The organism is Bradyrhizobium lupini (assembly GCF_040939785.1).
GTDB lineage: Bacteria > Pseudomonadota > Alphaproteobacteria > Rhizobiales > Xanthobacteraceae > Bradyrhizobium > Bradyrhizobium canariense_D.
The window spans coordinates 6,884,239-6,907,702 of record NZ_CP162553.1 but is presented as its reverse complement, the minus strand read 5'-3'; the positions used below and the strand labels follow the sequence as shown (position 1 = coordinate 6,907,702).

Genomic DNA, 23,464 nt, shown 5'->3' with positions numbered 1-23,464 from the left:
GCAGATCCAGCATAGCGGCGCCCCCGCGACCGCATCCGCTATGTTCGCCGAGGCTTCCGCCGCCATCGCGGTGCCTCCCTAGTGCGATTTCAACTGCTTCGTCGGGAATTGCTTCTGCCAGGTTTCGACCAGGAAGAGCGAAGCGGTGCTCGCCGAGTGTATCGCGAGCCTGGCGATGCGTGCGTCGATCCTGCGATAGCCGCGTTCGCGTCCGTGCGCGTCGCCGGCATGGGTCCGGAGCGAGCCGACGCCATTCACGACGGAATTCAGACCGCCCAGGATCGCGCGCACGTCGCCGGCGATCTCGTCCGGAACGCCCGACTTGTCCGGCGTGAGGCCGAGCGGCTCGCGGACGGCCTGGTAGAGGCCTTGGATGTCCTTCTTCTGTGGCAACGGCAGCCCGAGTTCGATCAGCACGGAGCGGCAGACGCTCTCGACCACCGAGCACGCCGACGTCACAGCGTCCTCCAGATCGTCTTCGGCGCTCTTCAGCGCGCGATCGAGATCCCGCCTGACAGTGTCGAAATCGATCACGACGACGGCGTTTTAGAACCCAATGCATATACGTCTTGCGCCACAATCAATCGAAGCTTTAGCCATGGTCATCTCCGGCGGCGGCGGAAACGACCAGGCGCGTCCTATTGGCATCTACAGGTCGGCATCGAAGCTTGAGAACTTCATGCGCGGCTGCAACGTATCGATGTCGGTAGGCACCGGCTCGCGATTGCCGACGCTCGTGGAGGCGCTCGAACGCGCCAACCGCGAAGGCAACCAGACCATCCTGAGGAGCATCGTCGAGCGCGCGGCCGATCCGCGCGACTTCCTCGACGACCCCGACCGCCACCGGGCCGTCATCGACTATCTCAACGCGCGGCTCTCCTACGACGGGCTCGAACTGCAGCGGGTTGGTTCGGCCGTACGGCTCGGGACGCCGGGCAGATCTTCGAGCGTGGTCGACGCGTTGGCAAGCAAAGGACGCGTCAAATAACGCGCGAGTTTCGTCGAGACGCAGGCGGATTCCAGGCTACTGTGCCACTACGTCTTCGGCGGACGTTTCCTCGCCCGCCTCTTCAGCGATTACCGATCTTCATGTTCGTTCTTTTGGCGCCGCGCCCTGTTAATCCGCCAAGGCGGTCAATTCGTCGCCTGCGGATCGGTGAGCCATCCGTCGAGTGATCGATCCTCCCAGACGACACCCGACGATTTCAACGCGTCCGAGTAGCGCTCAAAGCTTGGCAACGACCCGGCCTTGCGCCCCCACAAGCCCGCCAGAGGGTCCGGTCATGTTGCGGTCCGGCTGAAGCGAGTGGCACGGCGCACACGCCCGGAAATCCTGCTCTCCTCGCGATGGACCGCCCTCCGCGAAGACAGGCGACAGCAAGGCGGTTGCGGAAAGCGCGACGACGAAAACTCTCTTCATTTCGGCCTCCGTGCGTCAGGAGCGAAGATATTTGATCAGCGCTGCGGCTGCGAGGACCAGGACGACGATCACAAGCAGCCACAGAAGTCCCATTCCCCACATCATCCCCGGCATCATGTCTTGCATCATGTTTCACCTCATTCGGCCGGCTCCGGAACTAGTTGCAGGCGTTTGGTCGACTTTTCGACTTGCGGCGGAGGCTTTCGATCGTCGCGCGGCAATCCGAAGCCCTTCACCAGCCCGAAGATCGCCGGAATCACGATCAGCGTAAGCAGCGTGGAAGAGATCATGCCGCCGATCATCGGCACCGCGATGCGCTGCATGATCTCGGAGCCGGTCCCCGTGCTCCACATGATCGGCAGCAATCCGGCCATGATGGCGACAACGGTCATCATCTTCGGACGTACGCGCTCCACCGCGCCCTCCATGATGGCGTCGTAGAGGTCGCGGCGGGTCAGCGCCCGCCCTTCAAGATCGCGCTCGATCTTGATCTCCGCCAGCGCCTGGTTGAGATAGATCAGCATGACGACACCGGTCTCGGCGGCGACGCCGGCGAGTGCGATGAACCCGACTGCGACGGCCACCGACAGGTTGAAGCTCAACCACCACATCAGCCAAAGCCCTCCGACCAGCGCGAACGGCAGCGAGAGCATCACGATCATCGTCTCCACGATCGAACGGAAGTTCAGGTACAGCAGCAGGAAAATGATCAGCAGCGTCACCGGCACGACGATCTTCAGCCGCGCGGCGGCCCGCTCCAGGTATTCGTACTGGCCGCTCCACATCACGTAGTAGCCTGCCGGGAATTGGATGCTGGCCTGCACGGCGGCCTTTGCGTCGGCGACGTAGCCGCCGAGGTCCCGGTCGCGGATATCGACGTAAATGTAGGTCGCGAGTTGCCCGTTCTCCGTCCGAATAGAGGTCGGTCCCCGCGCCGGCGCGATCTTCGCCACTTCACCAAGCGGCACCGCACCGCCGGCGGGCATCGGCACCAGCACGTCGTTGGCGATGGCCTGCGGGTTGTCGCGCAGATCGCGCGGGTAGCGCATGTTGACGGTGAACCGCTGACGGCCCTCCACGGTCGTGGTTACGGTCTGGCCGCCGAGCGCCGTCGCGATCGTGTCCTGCACGTCCTGGACCATGATGCCGTACCGCGCGAGCGCGCTCCGGTCCGGCGTGACCTCCAGATAGTAGCCGCCGATGCCGCGCTCGGCGTAGGCCGATGAGGTGCCCGGCACGGCCTTGAGGACCTGCTCGATCTGCTTGGCGAGCTTGTCGATCTCAACCAGGTCGATCCCGATCACCTTGACGCCGATCGGCGTTCGTATGCCCGTGGACAGCATGTCGATGCGGGCCTTGATCGGCATGGTCCAGGCATTCGACACCCCGGGAAATTGCAGCGCCTTGTCCATTTCGGCGATCAGGCCGTCGATGGTCGTGCCGGGACGCCACTTTTCCTTGGGCTTGAGGTTGACGATCGTCTCGAACATCTCCGAGGGCGCCGGGTCGGTGGCGGTCGCAGCGCGCCCCGCCTTGCCGTAGACCGAGGTCACTTCCGGAAACGAGCGGATGATCCGGTCCTGGGTCTGCATCAGTTCGGCGGCCTTCGTCACCGAGATGCCCGGCAGCGTCGTCGGCATGTAGAGCAGCGTGCCTTCGTTCAGGTTCGGCATGAACTCGGTGCCGAGCTGGCGCGCCGGCCAGATGCTCACGGCCAGCACGGCGAGGGCGAGCACAACCACCAAGGTTTTGGCACGCATCACGCCCTTGATCACCGGGCGGTAGATCCAGATCAGGGCGCGGTTGATCGGATTCCGGTGCTCCGGAACGATCCTCCCGCGCACGAAGATCACCATCAGAGCCGGCACCAACGTCACGGACAGGAGCGCGGCGGCGGCCATCGAGAAGGTCTTCGTGAACGCCAGCGGGCTGAACAGCCGGCCCTCCTGCGATTCCAGCGTGAAGATCGGCATGAACGACACGGTGATGATCAGCAGGCTGAAGAACAGTGCAGGCCCCACCTCCGAGGCGGCGGCGATCAGGACGTCGATCCTGGGCTTTCCCGGCTCGGAGCGTTCGAGGTGCTTGTGGGCGTTCTCGATCATGACGATGGCCGCATCGACCATGGCGCCGATCGCGATCGCGATCCCGCCGAGGCTCATGATGTTGGAGCCCAGGCCCAGCAGCTTCATGGCGCCGAAGGCCATCAGGACGCCGACCGGCAGCATCAGGATCGCGACAAGGGCGCTACGGACGTGCAGCAGGAAGACGATGCAGACCAGCGCGACCACGACGCTTTCCTCGAACAGCGTGTGCTTGAGGGTGTCGATGGCGGCGTAGATCAGGTTGGAACGGTCGTAGACCGGCACGATCTCGACCGACTTCGGAAGGCTGGAGGCGATCTCCTGGAAGCGTTTCTTGACGTTCTGGATGACCTCCAGCGCATTGAGGCCGAAGCGCTGCAGCACGATGCCGCTCGCGACCTCGCCCTCGCCATTCAGCTCCGTGATGCCGCGCCGCTCGTCCGGGCCCAGTTCGACACGCGCGACGTCGCGCAGCAGCACCGGCGTGCCGCCGGACGTCTTCAGCACGATGTCGCCGAGGTCGTTGATCGACCTGATGTAGCCCTTGCCTCGAATGACATACTCGAACTCGGAGAGTTCGACGGTCCGGCCGCCGACGTCGGCGTTGCTGGCGCGGATGGCATCGCGCATCTTCTGCATGGTGATGCCGCGGTCGCGCATGCGTTGCGGATCGAGGATCACGTTGTACTGCTTGACGAAGCCGCCGACGCTCGCCACCTCGGCGACACCCTCGGCCTTCGCCAGTGCGAACTTCAGATTCCAGTCCTGGATGGTGCGGGTATCGGCGAGGTTCAGTTCCTTCGATATGACCGCGTACTGGTAGACCCAGCCGACGCCGGTCGCGTCGGGGCCGATCGTGGGGCTCACGCCGGCAGGCAGGCGCGCGCTGGCGCCGTTGAGGAATTCCAGCACGCGCGAGCGCGCCCAATAGATGTCGGTGCCGTCCTCGAAGATGACGTAGACGAAGGAGACGCCGAAGAAAGAGAAGCCGCGCACGACCTTCGATTTCGGCACGGTCAGCATCGCCGTCGTCAGCGGATAGGTGACCTGGTCCTCGATCACCTGCGGGGCCTGGCCCGGGTACTCCGTGTAGACGATGACCTGGGTGTCCGAGAGATCCGGGATGGCATCGAGCGGCAGATGCAGGAGCGCGTACAGCCCCGCCGCGGCGGCGAAGCCGGTGCCGAACAGAACGAGCAGCAGGTTGCGGGCGGACCGGGCGATGAGGCGGGCGATCATTGCTGCGCCCCCTCGGCAAAGCCCTTCAGGGCGGCCTTCAGATTGCTTTCGGCGTCGATCAGGAAGTTCGCCGAGACCACCACGGCGTCGCCTTCCGCGAGCCCCTGCCGGATCTCCACGAAGCCGCCGCCACGATGGCCGAGCTTGACCTCGCGCGGCTCCAGCCGGCCCTGTCCCTTGTCGACAAAAACGGCCTGCCGGGCGCCGGTGTCCATCACGGCGCTCTCGGGCACCGTGAGGACCGCCTCGCCGCTCCCGGTGTCGATGTCGGCGTCGACGTACATGTCATGCAGCAGGATCAGGTCCGGATTCTGCAGTTCGATGCGGACGCGCGCGGTCCGGGTCTCCTTGTTGATCTCCGGGTAGATCACCTGGACCTTCCCCGTGAAGTCCCGTCCGGGAAAGCTCCGCGCCTTGACCGTGACCGGCTGGCCCTTGGCGATCATGCCGAGGTCGCGTTCGGCGACGTCGATCAGGGCCCACACGACCGAATGGTCGGCGATGCGGAACAGGACCCCGCCGGGCTCGACGCGCATGCCTTCGACGGCGTTGCGCTCGAGCACGATGCCGTCGCGAGGCGAAGTCCACCCGATCGAGGTCGGCACGATCCGGCTCTTCTCGATGGCCGAGATCGCGGCATCGGGCACGTCCAGGTTCATCAGGCGCTGGCGCGATCCACGGCCATACTGAACGTCGCCACTGGTCGTCTTCGAGGTGATGGTGGTGAGGTACTCGGCGGCAGCAGAGGAGACGGATGGGCTGTAGACCTCCATCAGCGGCTGCCCCTTGACCACGTGAGATCCGGTCGTCACGTCGGCCACCTTCAGGATGAAGCTTTCCGCCCGCATCGCGACGACAGAGATCCGCCGCTGGTCGAGCGCGATCGTGCCCGGCGCCCTGACAGTGGTGCGGATCACCCGCATCGCTGCGGGCTCCGACTTGACGCCGGTCCGCTGGATCTTCCCGGGCGAGAGTTTGATGGAGCCGTCGTCGCTGTCCTCGCCCTCATAGACTGGGATGTAGTCCATCCCCATGGAATCCTTCTTCGGCGTCGGCGAGGTGTCCGGCAGGCCCATGGGATTGCGGTAGTATTTGATCTTGCGCTCTTCGGAGGCGCCCCCGGCCGCCGTTGTCGCCGGCGGCGAGCTTGGCGCCTGCTCGTCGTCGAAGCTGACGTCGGCGCCGGCGGGCACGGCGCGGTAATCCCGGCCATCCGGGGTCTTTCTCGGGACAGGCGAGTACAACGGCTTGCCGTCGGGATCCTGGTAGTAGATCGGGGCGCCGCTCTCCTCTGCCGCAGCCGAGCCGATCACGGCGACGGCTCGCGCCGCCGGCCGCTGCGGGCCGGCGACGACGAACGCGATGCCCGCCGCCGCGATCAACGCGGCGGCGAGGCTTGCTGCGAAGGCGCGGGTCACTTCTGCGCCGTGATGACGAGCTTGTTCTCGACGGTGCCGGTCTCGCCCTGGACCTTGGCGCCGAGCGAAAGCTGCCACCGCCCCGCCATGCCGAAGGTCGCCTTGAAGCGGTACGTGCCGGGCTCCGCCCCCGGTATGGGCGTGACCTTGGTCGCCATCTCCTGCATGCCGTCCGGAGCCATGTCCAGACGGCTGGCGAAGATCACCGCATCCGGCACAGGTTTGCCGGTCTTGGTGTTCACCAGCCTCACAGTGACGATCTTGTCAGGCCCCGCCTGGACCGACTGGTCGACGAGTTCGAACTTGTAGTCCTTGATGTCGGCCAATGCGGCCGTGCTTGTGCCGGCTATGGCGGCAGCGATCAACGCCGCCTGGACGGTGCGCTCAAAGGTAGACGTCTTCATGTTCTGTGTCCTCATATCCTGAATTCGCCGCCGAGGCGGCGTGCGTCACCCGCGCGGCGCGAGGCGCACGGATGCAGTCGGCGTCAAGGCGCCGCTCAGGCCAGGATTCGAGGGGGTTGGTCGGGAGGTGGACGGGTCAAACCGTCGCCGGCCAAGTCTTGCGCGACCAGGTGGGTGGTCCGGATCGCGTGCCGCAGCGGGAGGGCGGCGGACTCGGAGGGGCCCGCCTGCGCCGTCTTGAGGACGCACATCGCAACCAGCGGGCAGTCATGGCAGTCCGGGCTCTTCTGCTCGTCGGGGCAGCAGGGCATGTCGGCCGACATCGACATGTCGATCATCCAGTCCGCGTGAACATGCGCAGCGGCCGCCGGCGCCGCCAAGGGCGTCAACGCCAAGCCGAGGGTCACAAAGACCGCAAACGCGATTTTGAGCAGTCGCCGCATGCCGCGACCATCCCACGGACGGAGGAACTATGGAAGTCCGTCGGGTTCACATGTTCGCCAGCCCGGCCTCCCGGATTCAGCCGCAGCACGCGCCGTCCGCATCTCCGGATTGAATAGGCGGGCACGGGACCGACCCGAAGCTGCAGAAAACGCAACAGTCGCCGGCCTTCGGCTTCAAACGAACCCCGCAGCCCTTGCAGTCGTAGAAGAACTGGCAGGCGTCCTGGGGCATAACTTCCAGGCTGCGGTGGCCACAATCGGGGCACGTCAGCGTCGATTCGAGTTGCAAGGCGATTCCTTCCCTCTGGACCTTATCTCTGTCACCCAGGACTGAAGGTGAAGCTACTGAACTGGAACATCTGCAAGGCTCCCCAAGGCGTCCGATGCTCCTCCAACTCATGGGAAAGCAAGCGGAAGTCGGGACCGAGCACGGCCGCCAAACCGTTGGCGTCGTAGCGCTGCACCGGGGTCCACTGCACCGCTCGGGGCCGTCGAGCGCAAATGTGCCGATGATGAACTTTCCACCGTGGCGAAGCGCCGACTTGAGCCGCGCGAGGTAATCTTGCCTGTCTTGTGCTTCCGTCAGAAAATGAAAGGCGGCCCGATCATGCCAGATGTCGTACTGCTCGGATGGCTGCCAGGTCGTCGCGTCTCCGGAGATCCATTTGACCTCCTCCGACCGGGAACCGATCCGCTCGCGCGAGGTGGCGAGCGCGGCTTCCGACAGATCGAGGATGGTGACGTTGCGATACTCGGCCTTCAGCAATTCGTCTACAAGACGGGATGCGCCGCCGCCGACGTCGATGATGGCACTGTCCGGATCCGCGCCGCAACGTGCGATCAACTCGAGCGATTTCGAGGGCTTTTCCTGAAACCAACTGACTTCCTTCTCGCCTTTCGTGCTGTAGACATTTTGCCAGTGCGCCTCACGATCCACGGCTGACATGCCGGTCGTCCTCCAGCTTTTTCCGGTTGTGCAGTATGGGTATCCCACCAATTCTCGACAACAAGAACTCCGCCGCCCCTTCGGTATTCGAGCCCAGAGCATTGCTTCGGGAAGCAAGACGACAGAAACAACTCGCGTTCAAGTCCGTACCGGAAGTCTGCGTGCTCGATCCCGATGGCGACATCGTCCGCCGATTGAGGCGGGATGGACGGGCTCGACGTGCGGAGGATTGGCCATGCTACCACACGGACCTCTATACGTTTGACCTCGATGCCGGCAGGCGGATCGGTATCGTGGGTTGCGCGGTCGGCGCTCCTTTTGCCGTTCTCGTTGCGGAAGAATTGTTCGCGAGTGAATGCAAGCTGCTGATCAGCGTCACCTCGGCGGGCCAAATCAAGGCGGTAAGAGCACCGCCGTACTTCGTGATGATCGACCGGGCGTTGCGGGACGAAGGAACCAGCTACCATTACGCCGATCCGGCAGAGTTTGCGCGTGCCGAACCTCGACTCCTCGCGACCATGGCGCGTGCTGCGGAGGATTCGGGGTTGAACGTGATGACCGGCGACAGCTGGACGACGGACGCTCCTTTTCGAGAGACCGAACACGCGATCGCGCAGGCGCGAAATCGCGGCATCCTGGCGGTCGAAATGGAAGCGGCGGCGCTCTACGCGTTCGCCGAAGCCAAGCAGGCGAAGGTTCTTTGCATCGCTCACGTCACAAACACGATGGGCCTCGGCGAGCAGGATTTCGAGAAGGGCGAAGCGGATGGTACCGCGGATGCGCTTCGCCTGATCGAAGTGCTCGTCAACGCTTGAGGGACGAGAGATCACATGAACTCTGCGCATGCGGCCCTCGCTGAACCCCGGACCGGCATGGGCCCGTGGGGAAGCACAGGTTCGGGCGTGGGCCGCTTTCGCGGCAGGAGACCTAGTGCGGATGACGGTGCGCTGGCATGGAGCCGTCCGCAGTATACCCCCTCAATTGCGCATACTTCGTCAGCTGCTCGCCATTCAAAATCGTCCGAACCAGAAGATGATGCTTGAGATGGATGGCGCGCAACGCGCCTTGCGTCAGTGCGATTTCGTCGACGGACTTCTTCAGGGTCTCTTCGTTCAGGGTGCGGCTGGCGAACTGTTCGTCAAGAGTTGCTTCCTGCGACAACAGCCGGACCCCGACCGGAACGGCCTCCGCCTTCATGGTGTCGAAGAGCTCCTGGACACGAAGGCGTTGCGCGGGCGTGAGGTCCAACCCGTCGGTTAGTTCAAGGACGTGAGAAGGGCCAGGATAGCCGTTGAGTTCGGCGGCAAGGGCGAGCCCCATTCCGCGTCCCTCCCGGAGATCGGTCCCCTGCTGATCGGACACCGCCTTGATCGAACGGGTCTGCATGCCGGCATATGGACTTTGGGCGAGAGCCGCAGCGGCACAGACCAGCGAAACCGAAAAAAACAGCGAGCAAGACTTTCATCGTTTCATCCCTTGCACTTTTCGGCGGGCCGCCCCAACGGCGCCGACCGCCGTGAGCATGATCGGGCCGGGACGGCAGATCAAGAGCCATTACCCGCTAGGTGGCTTGCCGTGGGATCCAACCCGGATCGTCGAGGCGTGCGCTGTGCAGTCGCGAATGCCATCTACTGCTCGAGTTGGGCGGCGAACCGCACCCGCAGGCCTTCGCCGCGGTGGTCCGGTTCCTCCTGCTGTCGTGTCGCGCAAGAACAGGCGATTTAGGCGATGGCTGCCACGGCAGCAGTGGCAATGAGAATGACGTTAACGAGTGCTCCTGAAACATACAGAATGGTTCTGACACTCCCGCCTTTGGCGGCATTGCCTCCCCGCAAATAGACTACGATGTGGATCAGACGGATTGCGACGTAGATCCACACCAGGGCTGCAACTACCGATGGCCTGGCCCCGACCATCATCGCCAGTACGGCGGCGATGGCCAACGGCGCCATCGCCTCCACCGAGTTCATATGGACGCGATCGATGCGGTAGAGCAGGTTGTCGTCGTCCGCCGGCAGGACCGGTCCGGAGAGCGCCCCGGCCCGACCTTTGGACGACCCCGAGTACACCGCGAGCACGATGGACAACAGGCAGAGGACAAGCACTCCGATGATACTGAGAGAGTAAGCAGCCATTGCGCCTCCACGAATCCGCGTCGGAAAAGTGCGTCTCAAGCCTCTCCGGCGACCAGCTTGATGTATTGCCGTAGGTAGAGCGGCCAGCCCTGATCACTATCGACGCTATTGCGAACGCCTTCCCAGCCTTCGCCATGCCGTTCGAGGTGGCGGTGTTCCAACTCCAAACGGGTCCGACTTGGCGTCTCCGCGATAAACCGCACCTCCCATTCACTGGTCTTCGAGGGATCGGTCTCGATTTGCCAGCGCGGGCTGATGTCCCAGCTTAGAAGGACTCGATTGGGGGGGTCAAAGGCCAACACACGCGCCCACCGGCATTCGCTGCCGTCTATGCCCCGATCGTAGATGCTTCCGCCCACCCGAGGTTCGAAGACGGTCTCTGCGATCCGGACGGCGAGCAGATTGTGCTCGCGTGGCTTGAAGCTGCCGAACTCTTCGGTGAAGACCTTGAACGCGCGCTCGATCGGCGCCTCGACAACGATGGACTGCTTTACGGGCGCAGCCGATATGCGTGTGTTCATCTGGAGACCTCCGGTGGTTTCTCGACGGCTTGTTTGTAAGCTGCCAGCGTGCCGCTCCAGAATCGGTCGAGCCACGCGCGCATCTGGCCGAGCCCTGCTGGGTCGATGTGATAGACGTTGCTGGCTCCCTTCGGCTCAGCTCGAACCAGGCGAGATTCCCGAAGCACCTTGAGATGCTGTGAGACGGCCGATTGAGAAACAGTCAGTTCGCGGGTGATTTCAACGACCGTGCGTGGTCGTACCCCGACCAGCTCGAAAATCCTTCTGCGAGTCGGATCTCCGAGCGCAGCTAGTTGCAGGCTATCCTTAGTCATAGCGACCCGCCGCCCGATGCTCGGTGGGTCCGCAACTTGCGTGGCAGTTCGGCGCATAATTAGCCATCACTAATGATAAGTGTACACTGATCATCGTGTCAAGCGTTGCTAACGAGGATGCCCGGGAGCTACCCGGTCCGGCCCCCGTCGGCCTTGATGCCGCCGCCGACGATCGCGGCGAATGGCGGCGACGCGTGGGAAGCCGTGAAGGTCCTGCTGCTCACGACCGAGTTTCTGGAGGACCAACTGGACGAGCTCCGATCGACGGTGCCGACCGGCTACGCCCGGGACGGCTTCCGAGGGCCCGCGAACGCAAGGACGAGCCAGACGTCCGATGTGACCTACTATGTCGCTCTGCCGTTCGTTTTCTCCGACGACGGCGTGGCCGCCGGCGAGGCGGCGGAGTGCCTGAGCGCCAACGCCCCGGTCATGCGGCGGAGGCGCTCTCACGCAAGCCGGGCCATTCCGGCGCCAGCGCGTTCTCGCGAACGGGAGATCCTTCGAGCGGCAAGTTCAGGACGCCAAGCTGATCCGGAAGTTCGGCGACGTGCCGGACGACCTCGGCGCGCTATGAGCGCGCGCCTGCGGAGCCCGTGGTTCCGTAAAGCCGGTGACGACTATTTGCCGCTGAGCGATAGGCTGATGCGGGTGACGACATCGTCCCAGGCGCGCTCTTCTTCGGCGGGATAATTGATCAGCACGCAATGGACCAGCCGCCCCGAGAAGTTGCAGCGGTCGTACCAGACCTTGTCGCCCTTGTAGCTCGATACCGCGAAGAACCGCGGTGTCACGCGCTTGTATTGGATGCGCAGAGGCGGCCCCTTCCTTGCCAGAAAGGCAGCGGGTGAATCGTTCGCGACGTTGGGCGCGGCCTGGATGGTGATGTCGGCCCGCCCGTCGGCGGTTCGGAATCGCTGCCCGTACCCGTCGGGGCGACCGGCTTCTTCCGTGAAGATAGAGGATGGGAAATCCACCGCGGTGCCGGTCTGCGGAATCGTGTACCTGGTCCATCTGACCGGTTGCGCCAAAACCGTCGATGTCGAGGCAGCGAGTGCCAACGCAAGGGCCATCGTCGATTTCATCGCACTTCCCTCCGGTCAGGATGGGAAAAACCGGCGAGGCCAAGTACGTTCCAGAGTCGGACATTTCGACCGCTAGTCGCCTCCGCCGGCTGGGCCGTCGGGATCCAGCAACCTCAGTGCGGTCTCGATCTTCGCAAGAAGCCGCTCGATCTCCTCCCGCTCGTTCGGACCAGGATCGGATTCGAGGCGCTCTACAAGTGCTGTTTCTGTGCCAGCAGACTTTGCACAGTCGACATCGCGCCTTCCACTCAATCGCCGCCGGGCCCGAGCCGCTGCCGCCTAGAAAATTCCAAGAAGAGCAAAGACCGCGACCTCACCTACGAAGGCGACCGTCATAAGGGATACTGTGAGAACCACGTCGCTGATCGGCATAGGGGCCATCGCTACCGCCTTCCGCTCAAGCCCCTGTGTTGAATTCCTGAGGGCATGAAAAGGTTTCGGTTCCGGCAGCAAGGTTCCCCGTTGTAAGCTCGTGGCCGGGCAGGACGGTTCAATGGGGGCGCGTTATACGAATCCTTGAAGTGTCGTGCTGGTGCGTGACGGCAGCAGGCCTGGCGATTGTCGTGGCGGTCGTCACGCTGCTCTGACGTCGGCGGCGCGGCCGCGCGCCCCGTCAGACCGGCGTCGAGCCCGCATTTAGAAGCTGCGAGATCGCCGTGACCAGTTGCGCCGGCGCGAACGGTTTTTCGATGAGGATGCTGTTCGGCACGCCTTGCCACTTCCATTCGTCGGAGTGCCCGCCAGTCATGTAAACGATCGGAAAGTCCGGATCGATCTCGCGGATCCGCCGAGCAAGGACCCAGCCATTCAGTCCGGCGCCGATGCCGATATCGGTGAGCAAGGCGCGATATCCGGAGCCGTCGTCTTGGAAGCGGGAAAGCGCCTCTTCACCGGATGGCGCGATGTCGGCCTGGAATCCGCCCTCCGCGAGAGCCTCCTCGACGATTTGCTGGATGGAGACTTCATCCTCGGCCACCAGAATGCGAACGGGATCGGTCACTCACGGCTCCATTGCCGACCAGCCCGAAACGACTATCCGCCGGCGGCGTCGGGCGCCTCGTCACCGGCATCCTCGCGAGGTCGTTCGGCCTGCTCCTTCAAGTCGGCGGCCTTCTCGACCAGGCCGGCTGCGACCTCCGGATCGGCAACCGCTTTCGCGTATTTGAGCAGGGTCGCAGCCTGCCGGTTGAAATACTCTTGTCCCGCCACGTCTCCACCACGCACGGACCACGCGCCCACACCCAAAAAGGAAAGTACAACGTCCGCGACTCGTTCCCGCGAAATGTACAAAAGTGAACATTTCGGGCCGGACCCGCCGAACGATTCCTTGTGCCGAATGTTGGCAAAGACGAGGAGGATAGCCGGCGCCAATGAGGAATCCGGTCAGCCCAGACGAGCTACCCGGCCGCGCCGTCGCCGCCGAGGTAGGAGAACGCCTGCAGCACATCATGGGGCTGGAGACGGAACTTCCGCCTTTCCTGAAATCCCTGCTCGATCGCCTGCGCGACTCGGAAGAGCCGCCCGCAAACTAGGCTAGTGATGCAGCACGCACTCGGACGCGCAGCCCCGGCCTGAGCCGTGGAGCCCAGTCCGCGAGCTTCCCAGGCAAATGGTCACCCCCGACCGCAACACGGATCCTTAACCGGGTGTCGGCACGCTTCCCGTGAGACAAGCGGCTTCGCCGCCGTCTGCCGTCTCAACCGATCCCTACGCGTTCCCAGCGTGCAATTATAGCTGCAGATCGTAAACGATCACGCCCCAGTGGGACCGTAGCAATCCGGGTCGGCACCATACGCCGGGGCTGTCGAGCCGTCTGGAGATGCCCGCCCGGCGGGCCCCATTCTTAGCCGCGCATCCGGCTAAGAAGTGCGGTGCGCTTCCCGCTCCTCGCGTGTCGATTGCGATGATTGCCGGAGACCGCCTGAAGCGTAGATGCGGATTGCGCAGGATACGTCCGTTTTCCATTCGAAGTGTCGGATGACCGTCTCGCGGTTGAACGATCCCGCCATGCTGATCAGTTGAAGCGACCCAACCATTTGCTCGACCCGGCCTTCCCTTCCCAAAGGCAGGAGCAACCGCTCGCAATCGATCGCATGGCCGCCGCTGTTGTAAGTCGAAAACACATTGTAGATGGCGCAGCCGCTGGACACGCATTGTTCGGCGGCGGCTAGACCGAACTCCTTCAACGCCGGCGGCAGAACCTCGTCCATCGATTTCCCGGCCCAGCTCGAATTGAAGACCTCTCCTACGCTGGCGCCTTGGTAAAGCGCTCGAAACGTGTGCCCGTCTGCCCGGCGCTCAACACTCCAGATGATCAGTTGTTTTGGATCATGCAGGCGCGCTTCCGGCCTGAACTGATCGAGCGAAGGGAAGCGCAGATCGCCGGCCGTGCGTGCCCAGTACCGGCACATGGCCTGCTGACTGATAGACTTCACATCGGCGAATGAACCGTCCGTGTACTGCATGGCCCCGAAACCTACACGCCACAGCGTTAACGAGCCGTGGTGCGACCAGCCTTCAGCGCGCTAAACAGCGGCGAAGATGGCTCAGCGGCGGCGCCTTGGCAGGGGCCCGACTGCGCCACATCGTACCGCTCGCGCTCGGCAGCCGCGCTCGCGCGAGCGCACCTGCAAGACGACCCAACTGCTCCGACACGCCCGAAAAGCCCGTGAATTGCTTGTCTTTCAGATATCCCGTGACCGGCGCTCCCGATATTGTGGGGCCTCACAGGACTACCTCGTCGGCTCACCACGAGAAGAGATGTTTCAAGACGCATCGGATCTGGCCGCGATGGCCGAGGCCTTGAGCCAGTCGACGGACTACCGGGTGCTGCGGCGCCTGGTGCCGCGGCCGACGTCGATGCCGGCCTCCGGACGGGAAACCAAGATCGGCATCCTGCTCGACACCGAGACGACCGGTCTTGATCACGCCACGCACGAGATCATCGAGCTCGGGATGGTCAAATTCGATTACACCCCGGATGGCAGGATCGTCGGGGTCAGGGATACTTTCTCCGCCTTCAACGAGCCCACTGCGCCGATCCCACCCGAGGTGACCGCGCTCACCGGCATCACCGATGATATGGTGGCAGGTCACAAAATCGACGAGGCGGCCGTGAATGCCTTCGTCGATGATTCCGTGGTCCTGGTCATCGCGCATAACAGTGGATTCGATCGCAAATTTGCCGAGCGCTACTGGCCCGTCTTCGAGCGGAAGGCGTGGGCATGCTCCGCGACCGAGGTCGATTGGCGGCAGCACGGCTTCGATGGAGCGAAGCTCGGCTACCTGCTGAATGGCGCCGGCTATTTTCACCAGGCGCACCGCGCCCTTGACGACTGTCACGCGCTGCTCGAGATCTTGGACTTCGACCTACCAACGAGCGGCGCGCCCGCGCTCGCCGTCCTGCTCGAGACCGCACGACAGAAGACCGTCCGGATCTGGGCCGAACAGTCGCCGTTCGAGCTCAAGGACTCGCTGAAGCGCCGCGGCTATCGATGGAACGACGGCAGCGACGGTCGGCCGAAATCCTGGCACGTCGACGTCTGCGAGACCGCGCTCGATGACGAGCTCACGTTCCTGCGGACCGAGATCTATCTTCGCGAGGTCGAACCGCGCCTGCAGACCCTGACCGCATTCACCCGGTTTTCCAGCCAGATCTGACGATTCTGTTTGGCCGCCTCTGCCTAGCGGGCGAGACGCTTCTCGACACGCTTGCGGCTATTGCCGACCTTCTTCACGGCCTTCTTCACCGAAGAGGCCGAACGGCCGCTCTTCTTGGCTTCGTATCGCACTTCGTAGTCCTGACCTTTCGCCACGCGGGCGCGGTCCTGCTTGCGTCCACGCGCGGTCTTCTTCTTCGCTGGCATGTGCTCCTCCTTCTGCCGTCTGTGGCGTGCAACGCTTCAAGGATTCGCCAAGTTCCTGCAAAGAAGCTGTTGCGGCCGAGTCGAGCGACCGTACAGCGACATATCGGTTCACCTGGGCCAGAGACATGGACGACTAGTCTGCCTAGCGGCTCTTAGTGGCCGCTTGGGTGGCCATGCATGATGGGAGTCCATCCGTCGAGCAACAGGCCGTCCCAAGCCACGATGCCTTCACCCCATTTCGCCCCGTACTCCCGAAACATCGATGCCCATTGAAGATTCTATCGGGATCGCCAGGCGCTATTCGCCGCCGCCAGCAAGTTGAACTACGAGGGCATCGTATCCAAGCGTGTAGATGCGCCCTATCGCCCGGAGCGGGTATCGAAGGCGGCAGCAATCCTTGAGAACTTGCTGATACAATTGTAGCCGTTGCGCGTGTAGGCTCGGCGGTCGTCGCCGTCGATCCGCAGCTGGATGCGACAGCCGTCGTATTTGATTTCGTGAATCCACTGCGCTCCCGAAGGCGCCTTGCCCTTCAGGGTCGCCAATTGGGGGCTGATGACCCCCGGCTTCCCGCCGGGTTAGGGCCGACGGCGAGCAGTCCGCCTACCTTACTCACGGCTATTGTAACCTCGGGAGCGGTGAGGTGTTCCGGCAAACGCCCCTCGGTCCGCGTTCTTGGATCGCAAATGGGGGCCCCCAGTTCCTCAATGACGACCCCAGCGCCCCTCACTCCCTGACCGATGCCGACTGAACTAGAGGCGATTGCCAGCGTTTACTGACATGATGTCTGACGCTTTCGATTACTTCCGCGCCTATCCCGTCCGGGCTCTTTGGAAAGCCCGATCGATGCCGCGCGGCAGAATGAAGCATCTGCAGCTGGTTGCGGGGCGAATTTACAATCTCCTCAAGAAGGAGGCCGCTTATAGCCCGAACACGCAACACCTTGAGGACTTCCGGGCAGCGCAGAAACTTGATGCATCTCTCGATCGCCGGCGCGATGACCGCCCACCCGCTAAACGAGCCTTTGCTCCGGTGAGGCCGGGCGCGGAACGGGAGGCTCGTTGATTGGCTTCCGTCGACACTCGCGCAATCGTCAGTCTCCTGCGAGAATACGCACAGCGGACGGCGTTGCGTGGCGGCAATCCCTACAGGGCTAAAGCCTACACGCGGGCCGCAGACAGCCTGGCGGCCCTTGCCGTCCCTCTGGACGTGTTCATCGCCGAAGACCGACTGACCGAAATCCCCGGCGTCGGCGATGCCATTGCTGACATCATCACCAAGCTGCACAAGACGGGCACCGATCCGAGCCTTGAGAAGCTCCGGAAGGAGATACCCGAGGGCGTGCTCGAGATGCTCGCCGTTCCCGGCCTCCGCCCCGAGAAGGTGCTGCGGCTCTACAAGGATCTCGGCATCACCTCGCTCGCCGAGTTGGAGGCCGCCGCCAAGGACGACCGTATCAAGAAGGCCAAAGGCCTCGGCGCCGCGCTGCAGACCAAGATCCTGCAAAATCTGGCCATCGCCAAAAGTGGAGAAGGTCGCCTCAATCTGCACCGTGCCGCCGCCCTGCTCGCGCACGCCAAGGACTCGCTGCGGAAGGCCCGGCCGGAGCTCAAGCGGGTGACGATCGCAGGCGACTTCCGCCGCGGCTGCGAACTCGTCGGCGACCTCACGATCGTCGCGGAGGCTGCCAAGATCGAGAGGGCCGCGAATGCTTCGGCGGCGGACGGACTGCAAATCCGCTTGTCCGACCGCAACCACTTCGGCGCCGCCCTTCTTTTCGGCACCGGCTCAGCCGCTCACATCGAGAGGCTCCAGGCTTTGGCCGCGGAGAAAGGAATGCGGCTGGAGAGCGACGGGCTGCACAAGGGTCGCACCCTGATCGCCGGCGACGAGGCCCAGATCTATAGTGCCCTCGGCCTGCCGTTCATCGATCCTGAACTCCGTGAGGGCCGCGGCGAGGTCGAGCTGGCGCTGAGGGGCAAGTTGCCGAAACTCGTCACTGACAAGGACCTGCGCGGAATCCTTCATTGCCACACCGATGCCTCCGACGGCACGGAGACCTTGGAGACGATGGCCAAGGCGACGCGCCAGCGCGGCTTCGAGTATTTCGGGGTCGCCGACCACTCCAAGTCCGCGCACTACGCAGGCGGTCTCTCGGAGGAAGAGATCGCGCAGCAGCACCGGGACGCGGACCGGTTGAACAAGCGCTTCGGCAAGGATTTCCGGATCCTGAAAGGCATCGAGTCCGACATTCTGGCCGACGGCTCGCTGGACTATGCGGACGACGTGCTGCAGCGCTTCGACTTCGTGGTCGCGAGCATCCACGGCCGTTTCAAACTCGACCGCAAGGCGCAGACGCAGCGCCTGCTTCGTGCGATCTCCGATCCCCACACCACCATCATAGGCCATATGACCGGGCGGCAGCTGCAGCGCTGGCACCAGGCCGCCCTTGAGTTCGGCTGCTTGATGAGCATCAATCCGGACGCGCACTCGATCCCCGAACTCGACCACATGCACTGGGGCGTCGAGATGGCTCGGAAGGGCGGTGTCCCCGCCGACCGGGTCCTGAACGCGATGGCTCTTCCGGAGATCACGCGCTACCTCCGCCAGAAGCGGCGCTCGTTCGCCCGGGCGGCCTGATGCTCCAAGGGCACGGCTTCTCGCTGCAGGGCACCGTGGTCGCAGTTGCCGCCGATCGCGCTCACCACTTCAGCAAACCGCCGCAGGACTGGATCATGCTGGTGGAAGGCGATGGCGTCGAAGGCGACGCCCACGCTGGCGCGTTCGTCAAGCACCGGTATCTCGCCCGCCGCCAATCCAGGTCGAGGCGCCATGGATGGGCGTTGATCTCGACGACGAGGTCATGCCTGGCGCATGCCCGCAGCACCTTCTCGATGTCGATTTCGTAGCCCGGCCGCCGGGCAGCCGCGCCTACCCAATCTCCACCAGGTGCACCTCATCCCGGCCGAGCTCTTTGCATCCCTTTCGGATGCCGGCTTCCGGGTCGCAGCGGGGGACCTGGGCGAGAATGTCACCACTGCCGGTCTGGACCTTGAGCGGATGCCTCTCCGGACGCTCATCGAGCTTGGACCAACGGCGATCGTGGAGCTGACCGGCCTCCGGACGCCTTGCGTTCTGATCGACCGCTTCCAGCCCGGCCTTAAGCAACAGGTGCTCTCGTCGGCGGAAACGGGCCCTCCGTTCAAATCTGGGGTGCTGGGCGTGGTACGGGCCGGCGGGATGGTCGCGGCTGGTGATACCGCGCGGGCTCGCCCTCCGTCCTTCTCGTTTCGGCCTCTGCCGGCCGTGTAGAAAGAGCCTACATGGCCCGCAAATCGACCCTGCCTTATCGCCTGCAACCCATGTTGGCCACGCTCACGGGTGCGCCGTTCGACGATCCCGATTGGATCTTCGAGGACAAATTCGATGGTTTCCGCATGGTCGCGGAAATCCGGCGTGGTCGGGTCGCGCTCTACAGCCGGAACGGGAAGATCATCAGCCACTCCTATGTCGAGGTCGCGAAAGCACTCGAGGGAGTGAAGGCGGACGCCGTGATCGATGGCGAGCTCGTTGCGATCGGGAAGGACGGCGTATCCCATTTCCAGTTGCTTCAAAACGCCCTGCGTCACGAGGCCAAGCTTTTGTACTGCGCGTTCGACCTCATGTTCGCAGCCGGCGAGGACCTGCGGGCGCTGCCGCTTCTCGAGCGCAAGAAGCGGCTCAAGGCCCTCCTGCCACGCCACAAGCTGACCGCGTTCAGCAAGCACCGCAAGGGCAGCGGCACAAAATTCTTTGCAGAGAAGCCGATCTGAGACATCTCGAAGGCGTCATGGCCAAGCGCGCCGACAGCCCGTACGCGTCCGGACGCCGGACCGCCGATTGGCTGAGGTAAAGACGGCACAGCGGCAGGAGGTAGTGATCGCCGGCTTCACGGCGCCGAGGCGAACCCGGCCCTTCTTCGGCGCCCTCGTGCTGGCGGTACGCGACGACGATGCATGGCGGTACATCGGCCACGTCGGCACCGGCTTCAGCCACCAAGTTCTCGAAGAGCTTCACGGCAAGCTCGTGAGGCTGAAGACAGCCAAGTCGCCCTTCCCTGGCAAGGTGAAAAATGAGCGGGTTACGACCTGGGTGCGTCCTTCCTTGGTCGCGGAAGTGAAATTCGCGGAGTGGACCAGCAAGGGCGAGCTGCGCCAGCCGGTCTATCTCGGCCTGAGGTCGGACAAATTGGCCAAGGACGTCGTTCGCGAAAAGAAGTGGTCGCGAAAATAGTGCAGCCGAGACGAAACGTTCGATCTGGAGTTCAGATGGCGGCGCGCTCGGACGCCGAAGGCCACGGCGGTAGGGGCGGCAGCCCGAGCGCCTTGCGTACAGGTCCAAACGACCTGACCATGCGCCGCAAGCACGTCGAGGTCGGGCGCGGCGTCCTTCGTTTCGACTTCAGGGGCAAGTCGGGCAAACAGTGGAAGCTTCGCGTCGAGGACAAGCGGATAGCCGCGATCGTGAAGCGCTGCGCGGAGATCCCGGGACATGAGCTCTTCAAGTACCTGGACGACGACGGACAGCCCCGCACGATCGATTCCGGCGACGTCAACGCCTACATAAAGGACATCACGGACGAGGACTTCAGCGCCAAGGATTTTCGAACTTGGGCGGGAACCGTTCTGGCGGCGTTGGCACTTGCCGAATTCAAGAAGTACGATAGCCAGGCCGAGGCGAAGCGCAACATCGTCGCCGCGATCGAAAGCGTCCCGAAGCAGCTCGGCAACACACCGGCCATCTGCCGCAAGTGCTACGTGCACCCGGAAGTCCTGAACGCCTACATGTCCGGTGACCTCGTGAAGATGATTGATGCCAAGATCGCGCAGAAGTTCAAGCGCCAGTACGCCAAGCTCACTTCCGACGAGATCGTGGTGCTGGCATTTCTCCGCAAGCGTCTCAATTCTCTGAAGGTGCCCGCCTAGCCTGGCGTACCCAGTCTCCGGACGCCTGCGTCCTCCTCGATGCCTCCAGGCACGCCTCGGCTGGTGCTCTCGTCGGCAAAGCGGGAAGTGGGCGTTTTGCGGGCGCAGCGATCCGAGTTATATGCAACGCTGCGTGAACGGCGGAAAGGCGCTCGCATTCCGCACTCCAACAAGAGCGCACCTGCGGGTGCGCTCCTCCCTGCGACCAAGCGATTGCAACACCACTATCAGTGTGCAACCAGCGGACAGGCGGAGTCGGACAACTTCCCGAATGCTTCTTCGCCCGACATAGTGTGAACCAGTTTGTAGTAGTCCCAAGGCTGTTTGGATTCCTCGGGTTTCTTGACCTGCATGATATACATCTCATGCTCCATCAGGCCGTCGGCACGGATCTTGCCGTTGCTGGTGAACATGTCGTCGATCTTCATCTTCTTGAGCTCGGCCATCACCTTATCTGAATTGGTGGAGCCGACAGCCTTGACCGCGTTGAGATAGGTCATCGTCGCCGAATAATAGCCCGCCTGATTCATAGTGGGCTCGCGCTTCGTCTTCTCATAGTAGCGCTTGGCAAAGGTGCGGGTCTTGTCGTTGAGATCCCAATACCAGCCCGTGGTGAGGTAGAGGCCCTGTGCGGTCTTGAGACCGAGGCTGTGAATGTCGCTGATGAAGGCGAGCAATGCGGCGGGCTTCATTGTCCTGGCGATGCCGAACTCGTCGGCAGCCTTGATTGAGTTAGTGAAGTCGTTGCCGGCATTGGCCAGTCCAAGCACCTGCGCACCCGCATTTTGCGCCTGTAGCAGATAGCTCGAGAAATCCGACGTGGAGAGCGGAACGCGCACGGCGCCAGTGACCTTGCCGCCATTGGCCTCGACGACCTTCGAGGCGGACTCCTGCAACTGGGTGCCAAAGGCGTAGTCGGCGGTGAGGAAGAACCAGGTTTTACCGCCCTGCTTCACTATGGTTTTGGCCGTACCGTTGCCGAGCGCCGCCGTGTCGTAGACGTAGTGCACCGTATAGGGTGTGCAGTCCTTGCCGGTCAGTGATGCGCCGGCTGCGCCGATAGCGATGAACGGAATTTTCTTCTCCTTGGCCACATTGTTCATCGCCAGGCTAACTCCCGTGTTCGATCCGCCGAGAATCATCGTAACGCCGTCGCGATCGGCCCATTCGCGAAATTTTTGCGCTCCGACGTCGGGCTTGTTCTGGTGATCGGAGACCATGATCTCGATCTTGTTACCTAGCACGCTGCCGCCAAAATCCTCGATCGCCATCTTGGCCGCCTCGACGCCGCCGGGGCCGATCACGTCGGCATAGAGGCCGGACATGTCGTCTATATCGCCGATCACAACCTTGTTTTCGGCCGCGTGTGCAGTCGTCACCGCCATTGACGCTGCAAGCAATAATTCAAACGTTCTTACCGCAATGTATTTCATTTTACGTTCCTCCTTTTTTGATTTCAGCGCGAGGTCTTAAGACTTCGCATCGTGGGGCCGTGCTCGGTGAAATCAACCAGACCATCGGTCCGAATTCCGGCTCAACACTACTTGCCGAACGTGTCTACCTCCGCGAAACGGCCTTTTGCGTTGGGCGCGCTGAAGCTGCTTTTGGGGCCTGTTCAATGCAAAGAACAACCCGAGGGCGGCCCCTCCAAGTACCGTCGCAGCGTAGGGCACCCACCGACTGAGGGAGCCAGGTGCCAGAAGAGCCGTGGTCCCGGATTCCGCGCTGAAGCTGCCGCGCGTGCGGTGAAGCGAGTGCACGGGCTGGTAGAGATTGTCTATTCGGTCGGGACCGATCGGGTGCTCAGTCTGCTGTCCTCCGATGCAAACCTTCGCGAGATAGCTGTCCAGGAACTTGGGCATGATCATGTTACCCAAGATGAGCTTGAGGGTGCTCAAGCCTATCCAATATTCCCGCGCCGGCTTGTTCGCAGCCCTGAATACGACGTCCGCTATCAGTTCGGGCTCGACGACGGGAGCCACCGGCCGCGGCGACCGGCGCATGTGGGCCCTAGCCCAGTCAAACTGCGGCGTGTTGACGGCCGGCAACTGCAGCATGGTCAAATTGATGGCGCTCCGATCATGGATAAGCTCGGCTCGCAGCGAATCGGTGAAGCCTCTGATGGCGTGCTTAGCTCCGCAATAGGCCGACTGCAGCGGAATGCCGCGATAGGCCAATGCCGAGCCGATCTGGATGATCGATCCTCGATTTGCCGGTCGCATGTGGCGAAGTGCGGCCATCGTGCCGTGCACGAATCCGAGATAGGTCACCTCGGTGACGCGGCGGAATTCATCAGGTGTCATTTCCCACGACGGCGAAAAGACGGTGACCATTGCGTCGTTCACCCATACATCGATGTGTCCGAAGGTTGCTGCGACTCGGTCAGCGGCCGCAAATACCGCCTCGGCATCCGCGACATCGAGAGCGAGAACGACGGCCCGGCCTCCGAGCTTTTCGACTTCGTCCCGCACGTCCTGGAGAGCTGTCGCGTCCCGTGCAATGAGCCCCATGGAGAACCCCGCGCGCGCGAAACGGTGCGCCGCCGCCCGGCCAACTCCTGCAGAGGCACCGGTGATGACGACGACCTGACTTTGGTTGACTGGCAGATTATTCACGGCTCGCTCCTGA

25 protein-coding genes and 4 pseudogenes are annotated in these 23,464 nt (G+C 63.2%); 10 read left to right on the top strand and 19 right to left on the bottom strand.

The genetic code is table 11. The features are described 5' to 3' along the window. Positions 1 to 78: 78 nt before the first annotated feature. Positions 79 to 534: pseudogene (locus AB3L03_RS33030) on the bottom strand (abortive infection family protein); the annotation flags it as partial. 145 nt (positions 535 to 679) lie between these two features. Between AB3L03_RS33030 and AB3L03_RS33025 the strand changes: the two are divergent. Further along, positions 680 to 988 carry a hypothetical protein gene (locus AB3L03_RS33025; protein WP_368507810.1) on the top strand — a complete coding sequence of 103 codons (309 nt, stop codon included), beginning with the start codon at positions 680 to 682 and terminating at the stop codon, positions 986 to 988. A gap of 569 nt (positions 989 to 1,557) precedes the next feature. Here the strand turns inward: AB3L03_RS33025 and AB3L03_RS33020 are convergent. From AB3L03_RS33020 to AB3L03_RS32995, 6 genes and pseudogenes are all read right to left on the bottom strand, one after another. Next, the gene (locus AB3L03_RS33020; RefSeq protein WP_368507809.1) at positions 1,558 to 4,743 is read right to left on the bottom strand and encodes an efflux RND transporter permease subunit; all 3,186 of its coding nucleotides are present in this window, start codon (positions 4,741 to 4,743) and stop codon (positions 1,558 to 1,560) included. Next, complete coding sequence (locus AB3L03_RS33015) at positions 4,740 to 6,161, bottom strand: efflux RND transporter periplasmic adaptor subunit (protein ID WP_368507808.1); 1,422 nt, start codon at positions 6,159 to 6,161, stop codon at positions 4,740 to 4,742. The genes AB3L03_RS33020 and AB3L03_RS33015 overlap by 4 nt, the downstream gene beginning before the upstream one ends. Further along, positions 6,158 to 6,565 carry a FixH family protein gene (locus AB3L03_RS33010; protein WP_368507807.1) on the bottom strand — a complete coding sequence of 136 codons (408 nt, stop codon included), beginning with the start codon at positions 6,563 to 6,565 and terminating at the stop codon, positions 6,158 to 6,160. Before AB3L03_RS33010 ends, AB3L03_RS33015 begins: the two co-directional genes overlap by 4 nt. A 95-nt stretch (positions 6,566 to 6,660) precedes the next feature. Continuing rightward, positions 6,661 to 7,008 (bottom strand): hypothetical protein, encoded by a 348-nt coding sequence (locus AB3L03_RS33005; RefSeq protein ID WP_368507806.1) that lies wholly within the window; start codon positions 7,006 to 7,008, stop codon positions 6,661 to 6,663. Positions 7,009 to 7,084: 76 nt separating this feature from the next. Beyond that, on the bottom strand, positions 7,085 to 7,297 hold the full coding sequence (locus AB3L03_RS33000) for a GDCCVxC domain-containing (seleno)protein (RefSeq protein WP_368507805.1): 213 nt from the start codon (positions 7,295 to 7,297) through the stop codon (positions 7,085 to 7,087). 31 nt (positions 7,298 to 7,328) lie between these two features. Further along, positions 7,329 to 7,954 (bottom strand): annotated as a pseudogene (locus AB3L03_RS32995) (trans-aconitate 2-methyltransferase). 35 nt (positions 7,955 to 7,989) lie between these two features. Here AB3L03_RS32995 and AB3L03_RS32990 point away from each other — a divergent pair. Then, entirely contained in the window at positions 7,990 to 8,769 is a 780-nt protein-coding gene (locus tag AB3L03_RS32990) for a nucleoside phosphorylase (protein WP_368507804.1), read from the top strand. 112 nt (positions 8,770 to 8,881) lie between these two features. On the opposite strand, the gene AB3L03_RS32985 is transcribed toward AB3L03_RS32990, so the two are convergent. The 4 genes from AB3L03_RS32985 to AB3L03_RS32970 all read right to left on the bottom strand — a co-directional run bounded on the left by AB3L03_RS32985 (position 8,882) and on the right by AB3L03_RS32970 (position 10,924). After that, positions 8,882 to 9,340: a Spy/CpxP family protein refolding chaperone gene (locus tag AB3L03_RS32985; RefSeq protein WP_368507803.1), complete on the bottom strand. Its 459-nt coding sequence runs from the start codon at positions 9,338 to 9,340 to the stop codon at positions 8,882 to 8,884. A gap of 335 nt (positions 9,341 to 9,675) precedes the next feature. Beyond that, a complete protein-coding gene (locus tag AB3L03_RS32980) occupies positions 9,676 to 10,089 on the bottom strand; it encodes an MAPEG family protein (RefSeq protein WP_368507802.1) in 414 nt (137 codons plus the stop codon). A 35-nt stretch (positions 10,090 to 10,124) separates the two neighbouring features. After that, positions 10,125 to 10,610 carry an SRPBCC family protein gene (locus AB3L03_RS32975; protein ID WP_368507801.1) on the bottom strand — a complete coding sequence of 162 codons (486 nt, stop codon included), beginning with the start codon at positions 10,608 to 10,610 and terminating at the stop codon, positions 10,125 to 10,127. After that, on the bottom strand, positions 10,607 to 10,924 hold the full coding sequence (locus tag AB3L03_RS32970; RefSeq protein ID WP_368507800.1) for an ArsR/SmtB family transcription factor: 318 nt from the start codon (positions 10,922 to 10,924) through the stop codon (positions 10,607 to 10,609). Before AB3L03_RS32970 ends, AB3L03_RS32975 begins: the two co-directional genes overlap by 4 nt. Positions 10,925 to 11,260: 336 nt before the next feature. On the opposite strand from AB3L03_RS32970, the pseudogene AB3L03_RS32965 reads away from it, so the two are divergent. Next, positions 11,261 to 11,498 (top strand): annotated as a pseudogene (locus AB3L03_RS32965) (hypothetical protein). A 43-nt stretch (positions 11,499 to 11,541) separates the two neighbouring features. On the opposite strand, the gene AB3L03_RS32960 reads toward AB3L03_RS32965, so the two are convergent. From AB3L03_RS32960 to AB3L03_RS32950, 3 genes are all read right to left on the bottom strand, one after another. After that, a complete protein-coding gene (locus AB3L03_RS32960) occupies positions 11,542 to 12,006 on the bottom strand; it encodes a hypothetical protein (protein WP_368507799.1) in 465 nt (154 codons plus the stop codon). A gap of 613 nt (positions 12,007 to 12,619) precedes the next feature. After that, positions 12,620 to 13,006, bottom strand: a complete 387-nt coding sequence (locus AB3L03_RS32955) for a response regulator (protein WP_368507798.1) — start codon at positions 13,004 to 13,006, stop codon at positions 12,620 to 12,622. A gap of 32 nt (positions 13,007 to 13,038) precedes the next feature. Beyond that, positions 13,039 to 13,215 (bottom strand): hypothetical protein, encoded by a 177-nt coding sequence (locus AB3L03_RS32950; protein ID WP_161494813.1) that lies wholly within the window; start codon positions 13,213 to 13,215, stop codon positions 13,039 to 13,041. Between the two features lie 161 nt (positions 13,216 to 13,376). On the opposite strand from AB3L03_RS32950, the gene AB3L03_RS32945 reads away from it, so the two are divergent. Continuing rightward, entirely contained in the window at positions 13,377 to 13,538 is a 162-nt protein-coding gene (locus AB3L03_RS32945; RefSeq protein ID WP_368507797.1) for a hypothetical protein, read from the top strand. 327 nt (positions 13,539 to 13,865) lie between these two features. Here AB3L03_RS32945 and AB3L03_RS32940 read toward each other — a convergent pair whose 3' ends face one another. Then, positions 13,866 to 14,471 (bottom strand): hypothetical protein, encoded by a 606-nt coding sequence (locus AB3L03_RS32940; RefSeq protein ID WP_368507796.1) that lies wholly within the window; start codon positions 14,469 to 14,471, stop codon positions 13,866 to 13,868. 295 nt (positions 14,472 to 14,766) lie between these two features. Between AB3L03_RS32940 and AB3L03_RS32935 the strand changes: the two genes are divergently transcribed. Next, a complete protein-coding gene (locus AB3L03_RS32935) occupies positions 14,767 to 15,666 on the top strand; it encodes a 3'-5' exonuclease (RefSeq protein WP_368507795.1) in 900 nt (299 codons plus the stop codon). Between the two features lie 23 nt (positions 15,667 to 15,689). Here the strand turns inward: AB3L03_RS32935 and AB3L03_RS32930 are convergent, their stop codons facing one another. Together AB3L03_RS32930 and AB3L03_RS32925 are read right to left on the bottom strand one after the other, a co-directional pair. Continuing rightward, positions 15,690 to 15,872: a DUF3606 domain-containing protein gene (locus AB3L03_RS32930; protein WP_368507794.1), complete on the bottom strand. Its 183-nt coding sequence runs from the start codon at positions 15,870 to 15,872 to the stop codon at positions 15,690 to 15,692. 359 nt (positions 15,873 to 16,231) lie between these two features. Then, entirely contained in the window at positions 16,232 to 16,417 is a 186-nt protein-coding gene (locus AB3L03_RS32925; RefSeq protein WP_368507793.1) for a hypothetical protein, read from the bottom strand. Positions 16,418 to 16,937: 520 nt separating this feature from the next. Here AB3L03_RS32925 and AB3L03_RS32920 point away from each other — a divergent pair. The 5 genes and pseudogenes from AB3L03_RS32920 to AB3L03_RS32900 all read left to right on the top strand — a co-directional run bounded on the left by AB3L03_RS32920 (position 16,938) and on the right by AB3L03_RS32900 (position 20,836). Beyond that, a complete protein-coding gene (locus AB3L03_RS32920) occupies positions 16,938 to 18,512 on the top strand; it encodes a helix-hairpin-helix domain-containing protein (RefSeq protein ID WP_368507792.1) in 1,575 nt (524 codons plus the stop codon). Beyond that, positions 18,512 to 18,781, top strand: a complete 270-nt coding sequence (locus AB3L03_RS32915) for a hypothetical protein (RefSeq protein WP_368507791.1) — start codon at positions 18,512 to 18,514, stop codon at positions 18,779 to 18,781. Before AB3L03_RS32920 ends, AB3L03_RS32915 begins: the two co-directional genes overlap by 1 nt. After that, positions 18,747 to 19,184 carry an MOSC domain-containing protein gene (locus tag AB3L03_RS32910; protein ID WP_368507790.1) on the top strand — a complete coding sequence of 146 codons (438 nt, stop codon included), beginning with the start codon at positions 18,747 to 18,749 and terminating at the stop codon, positions 19,182 to 19,184. The genes AB3L03_RS32915 and AB3L03_RS32910 overlap by 35 nt, the downstream gene beginning before the upstream one ends. An 11-nt stretch (positions 19,185 to 19,195) precedes the next feature. After that, positions 19,196 to 20,144: pseudogene (ligD, locus tag AB3L03_RS32905) on the top strand (non-homologous end-joining DNA ligase). A gap of 35 nt (positions 20,145 to 20,179) precedes the next feature. Then, positions 20,180 to 20,836 (top strand): hypothetical protein, encoded by a 657-nt coding sequence (locus AB3L03_RS32900; RefSeq protein WP_368507789.1) that lies wholly within the window; start codon positions 20,180 to 20,182, stop codon positions 20,834 to 20,836. 227 nt (positions 20,837 to 21,063) lie between these two features. On the opposite strand, the gene AB3L03_RS32895 is transcribed toward AB3L03_RS32900, so the two are convergent. Beyond that, positions 21,064 to 22,269 carry an ABC transporter substrate-binding protein gene (locus tag AB3L03_RS32895; protein WP_368507788.1) on the bottom strand — a complete coding sequence of 402 codons (1,206 nt, stop codon included), beginning with the start codon at positions 22,267 to 22,269 and terminating at the stop codon, positions 21,064 to 21,066. A gap of 72 nt (positions 22,270 to 22,341) precedes the next feature. After that, entirely contained in the window at positions 22,342 to 23,442 is a 1,101-nt protein-coding gene (locus tag AB3L03_RS32890) for an SDR family oxidoreductase (RefSeq protein ID WP_368509101.1), read from the bottom strand. Between the last annotated feature and the right edge of the window lie 22 nt (positions 23,443 to 23,464).

What these genes read in the sequence shown, in the direction of transcription:
- AB3L03_RS32915 (WP_368507791.1), top strand. Translation starts at nt 18,512, where the DNA reads ATGCTCCAAGGGCACGGCTTCTCGCTGCAGGGCACCGTGGTCGCAGTT.
- AB3L03_RS33010 (WP_368507807.1), bottom strand. Translation starts at nt 6,565, where the DNA reads ATGAAGACGTCTACCTTTGAGCGCACCGTCCAGGCGGCGTTGATCGCT.
- AB3L03_RS32935 (WP_368507795.1), top strand. Translation starts at nt 14,767, where the DNA reads ATGTTTCAAGACGCATCGGATCTGGCCGCGATGGCCGAGGCCTTGAGC.
- AB3L03_RS32970 (WP_368507800.1), bottom strand. Translation starts at nt 10,924, where the DNA reads ATGACTAAGGATAGCCTGCAACTAGCTGCGCTCGGAGATCCGACTCGC.
- AB3L03_RS33025 (WP_368507810.1), top strand. Translation starts at nt 680, where the DNA reads ATGCGCGGCTGCAACGTATCGATGTCGGTAGGCACCGGCTCGCGATTG.
- AB3L03_RS32895 (WP_368507788.1), bottom strand. Translation starts at nt 22,269, where the DNA reads ATGAAATACATTGCGGTAAGAACGTTTGAATTATTGCTTGCAGCGTCA.
- AB3L03_RS32930 (WP_368507794.1), bottom strand. Translation starts at nt 15,872, where the DNA reads ATGCCAGCGAAGAAGAAGACCGCGCGTGGACGCAAGCAGGACCGCGCC.
- AB3L03_RS33020 (WP_368507809.1), bottom strand. Translation starts at nt 4,743, where the DNA reads ATGATCGCCCGCCTCATCGCCCGGTCCGCCCGCAACCTGCTGCTCGTT.
- AB3L03_RS32940 (WP_368507796.1), bottom strand. Translation starts at nt 14,471, where the DNA reads ATGCAGTACACGGACGGTTCATTCGCCGATGTGAAGTCTATCAGTCAG.
- AB3L03_RS32900 (WP_368507789.1), top strand. Translation starts at nt 20,180, where the DNA reads ATGGCGGCGCGCTCGGACGCCGAAGGCCACGGCGGTAGGGGCGGCAGC.
- AB3L03_RS32975 (WP_368507801.1), bottom strand. Translation starts at nt 10,610, where the DNA reads ATGAACACACGCATATCGGCTGCGCCCGTAAAGCAGTCCATCGTTGTC.
- AB3L03_RS33005 (WP_368507806.1), bottom strand. Translation starts at nt 7,008, where the DNA reads ATGCGGCGACTGCTCAAAATCGCGTTTGCGGTCTTTGTGACCCTCGGC.
- AB3L03_RS32985 (WP_368507803.1), bottom strand. Translation starts at nt 9,340, where the DNA reads ATGCAGACCCGTTCGATCAAGGCGGTGTCCGATCAGCAGGGGACCGAT.
- AB3L03_RS32945 (WP_368507797.1), top strand. Translation starts at nt 13,377, where the DNA reads ATGAGGAATCCGGTCAGCCCAGACGAGCTACCCGGCCGCGCCGTCGCC.
- AB3L03_RS32980 (WP_368507802.1), bottom strand. Translation starts at nt 10,089, where the DNA reads ATGGCTGCTTACTCTCTCAGTATCATCGGAGTGCTTGTCCTCTGCCTG.
- AB3L03_RS32960 (WP_368507799.1), bottom strand. Translation starts at nt 12,006, where the DNA reads ATGAAATCGACGATGGCCCTTGCGTTGGCACTCGCTGCCTCGACATCG.
- AB3L03_RS32910 (WP_368507790.1), top strand. Translation starts at nt 18,747, where the DNA reads ATGCCCGCAGCACCTTCTCGATGTCGATTTCGTAGCCCGGCCGCCGGG.
- AB3L03_RS32990 (WP_368507804.1), top strand. Translation starts at nt 7,990, where the DNA reads ATGGGTATCCCACCAATTCTCGACAACAAGAACTCCGCCGCCCCTTCG.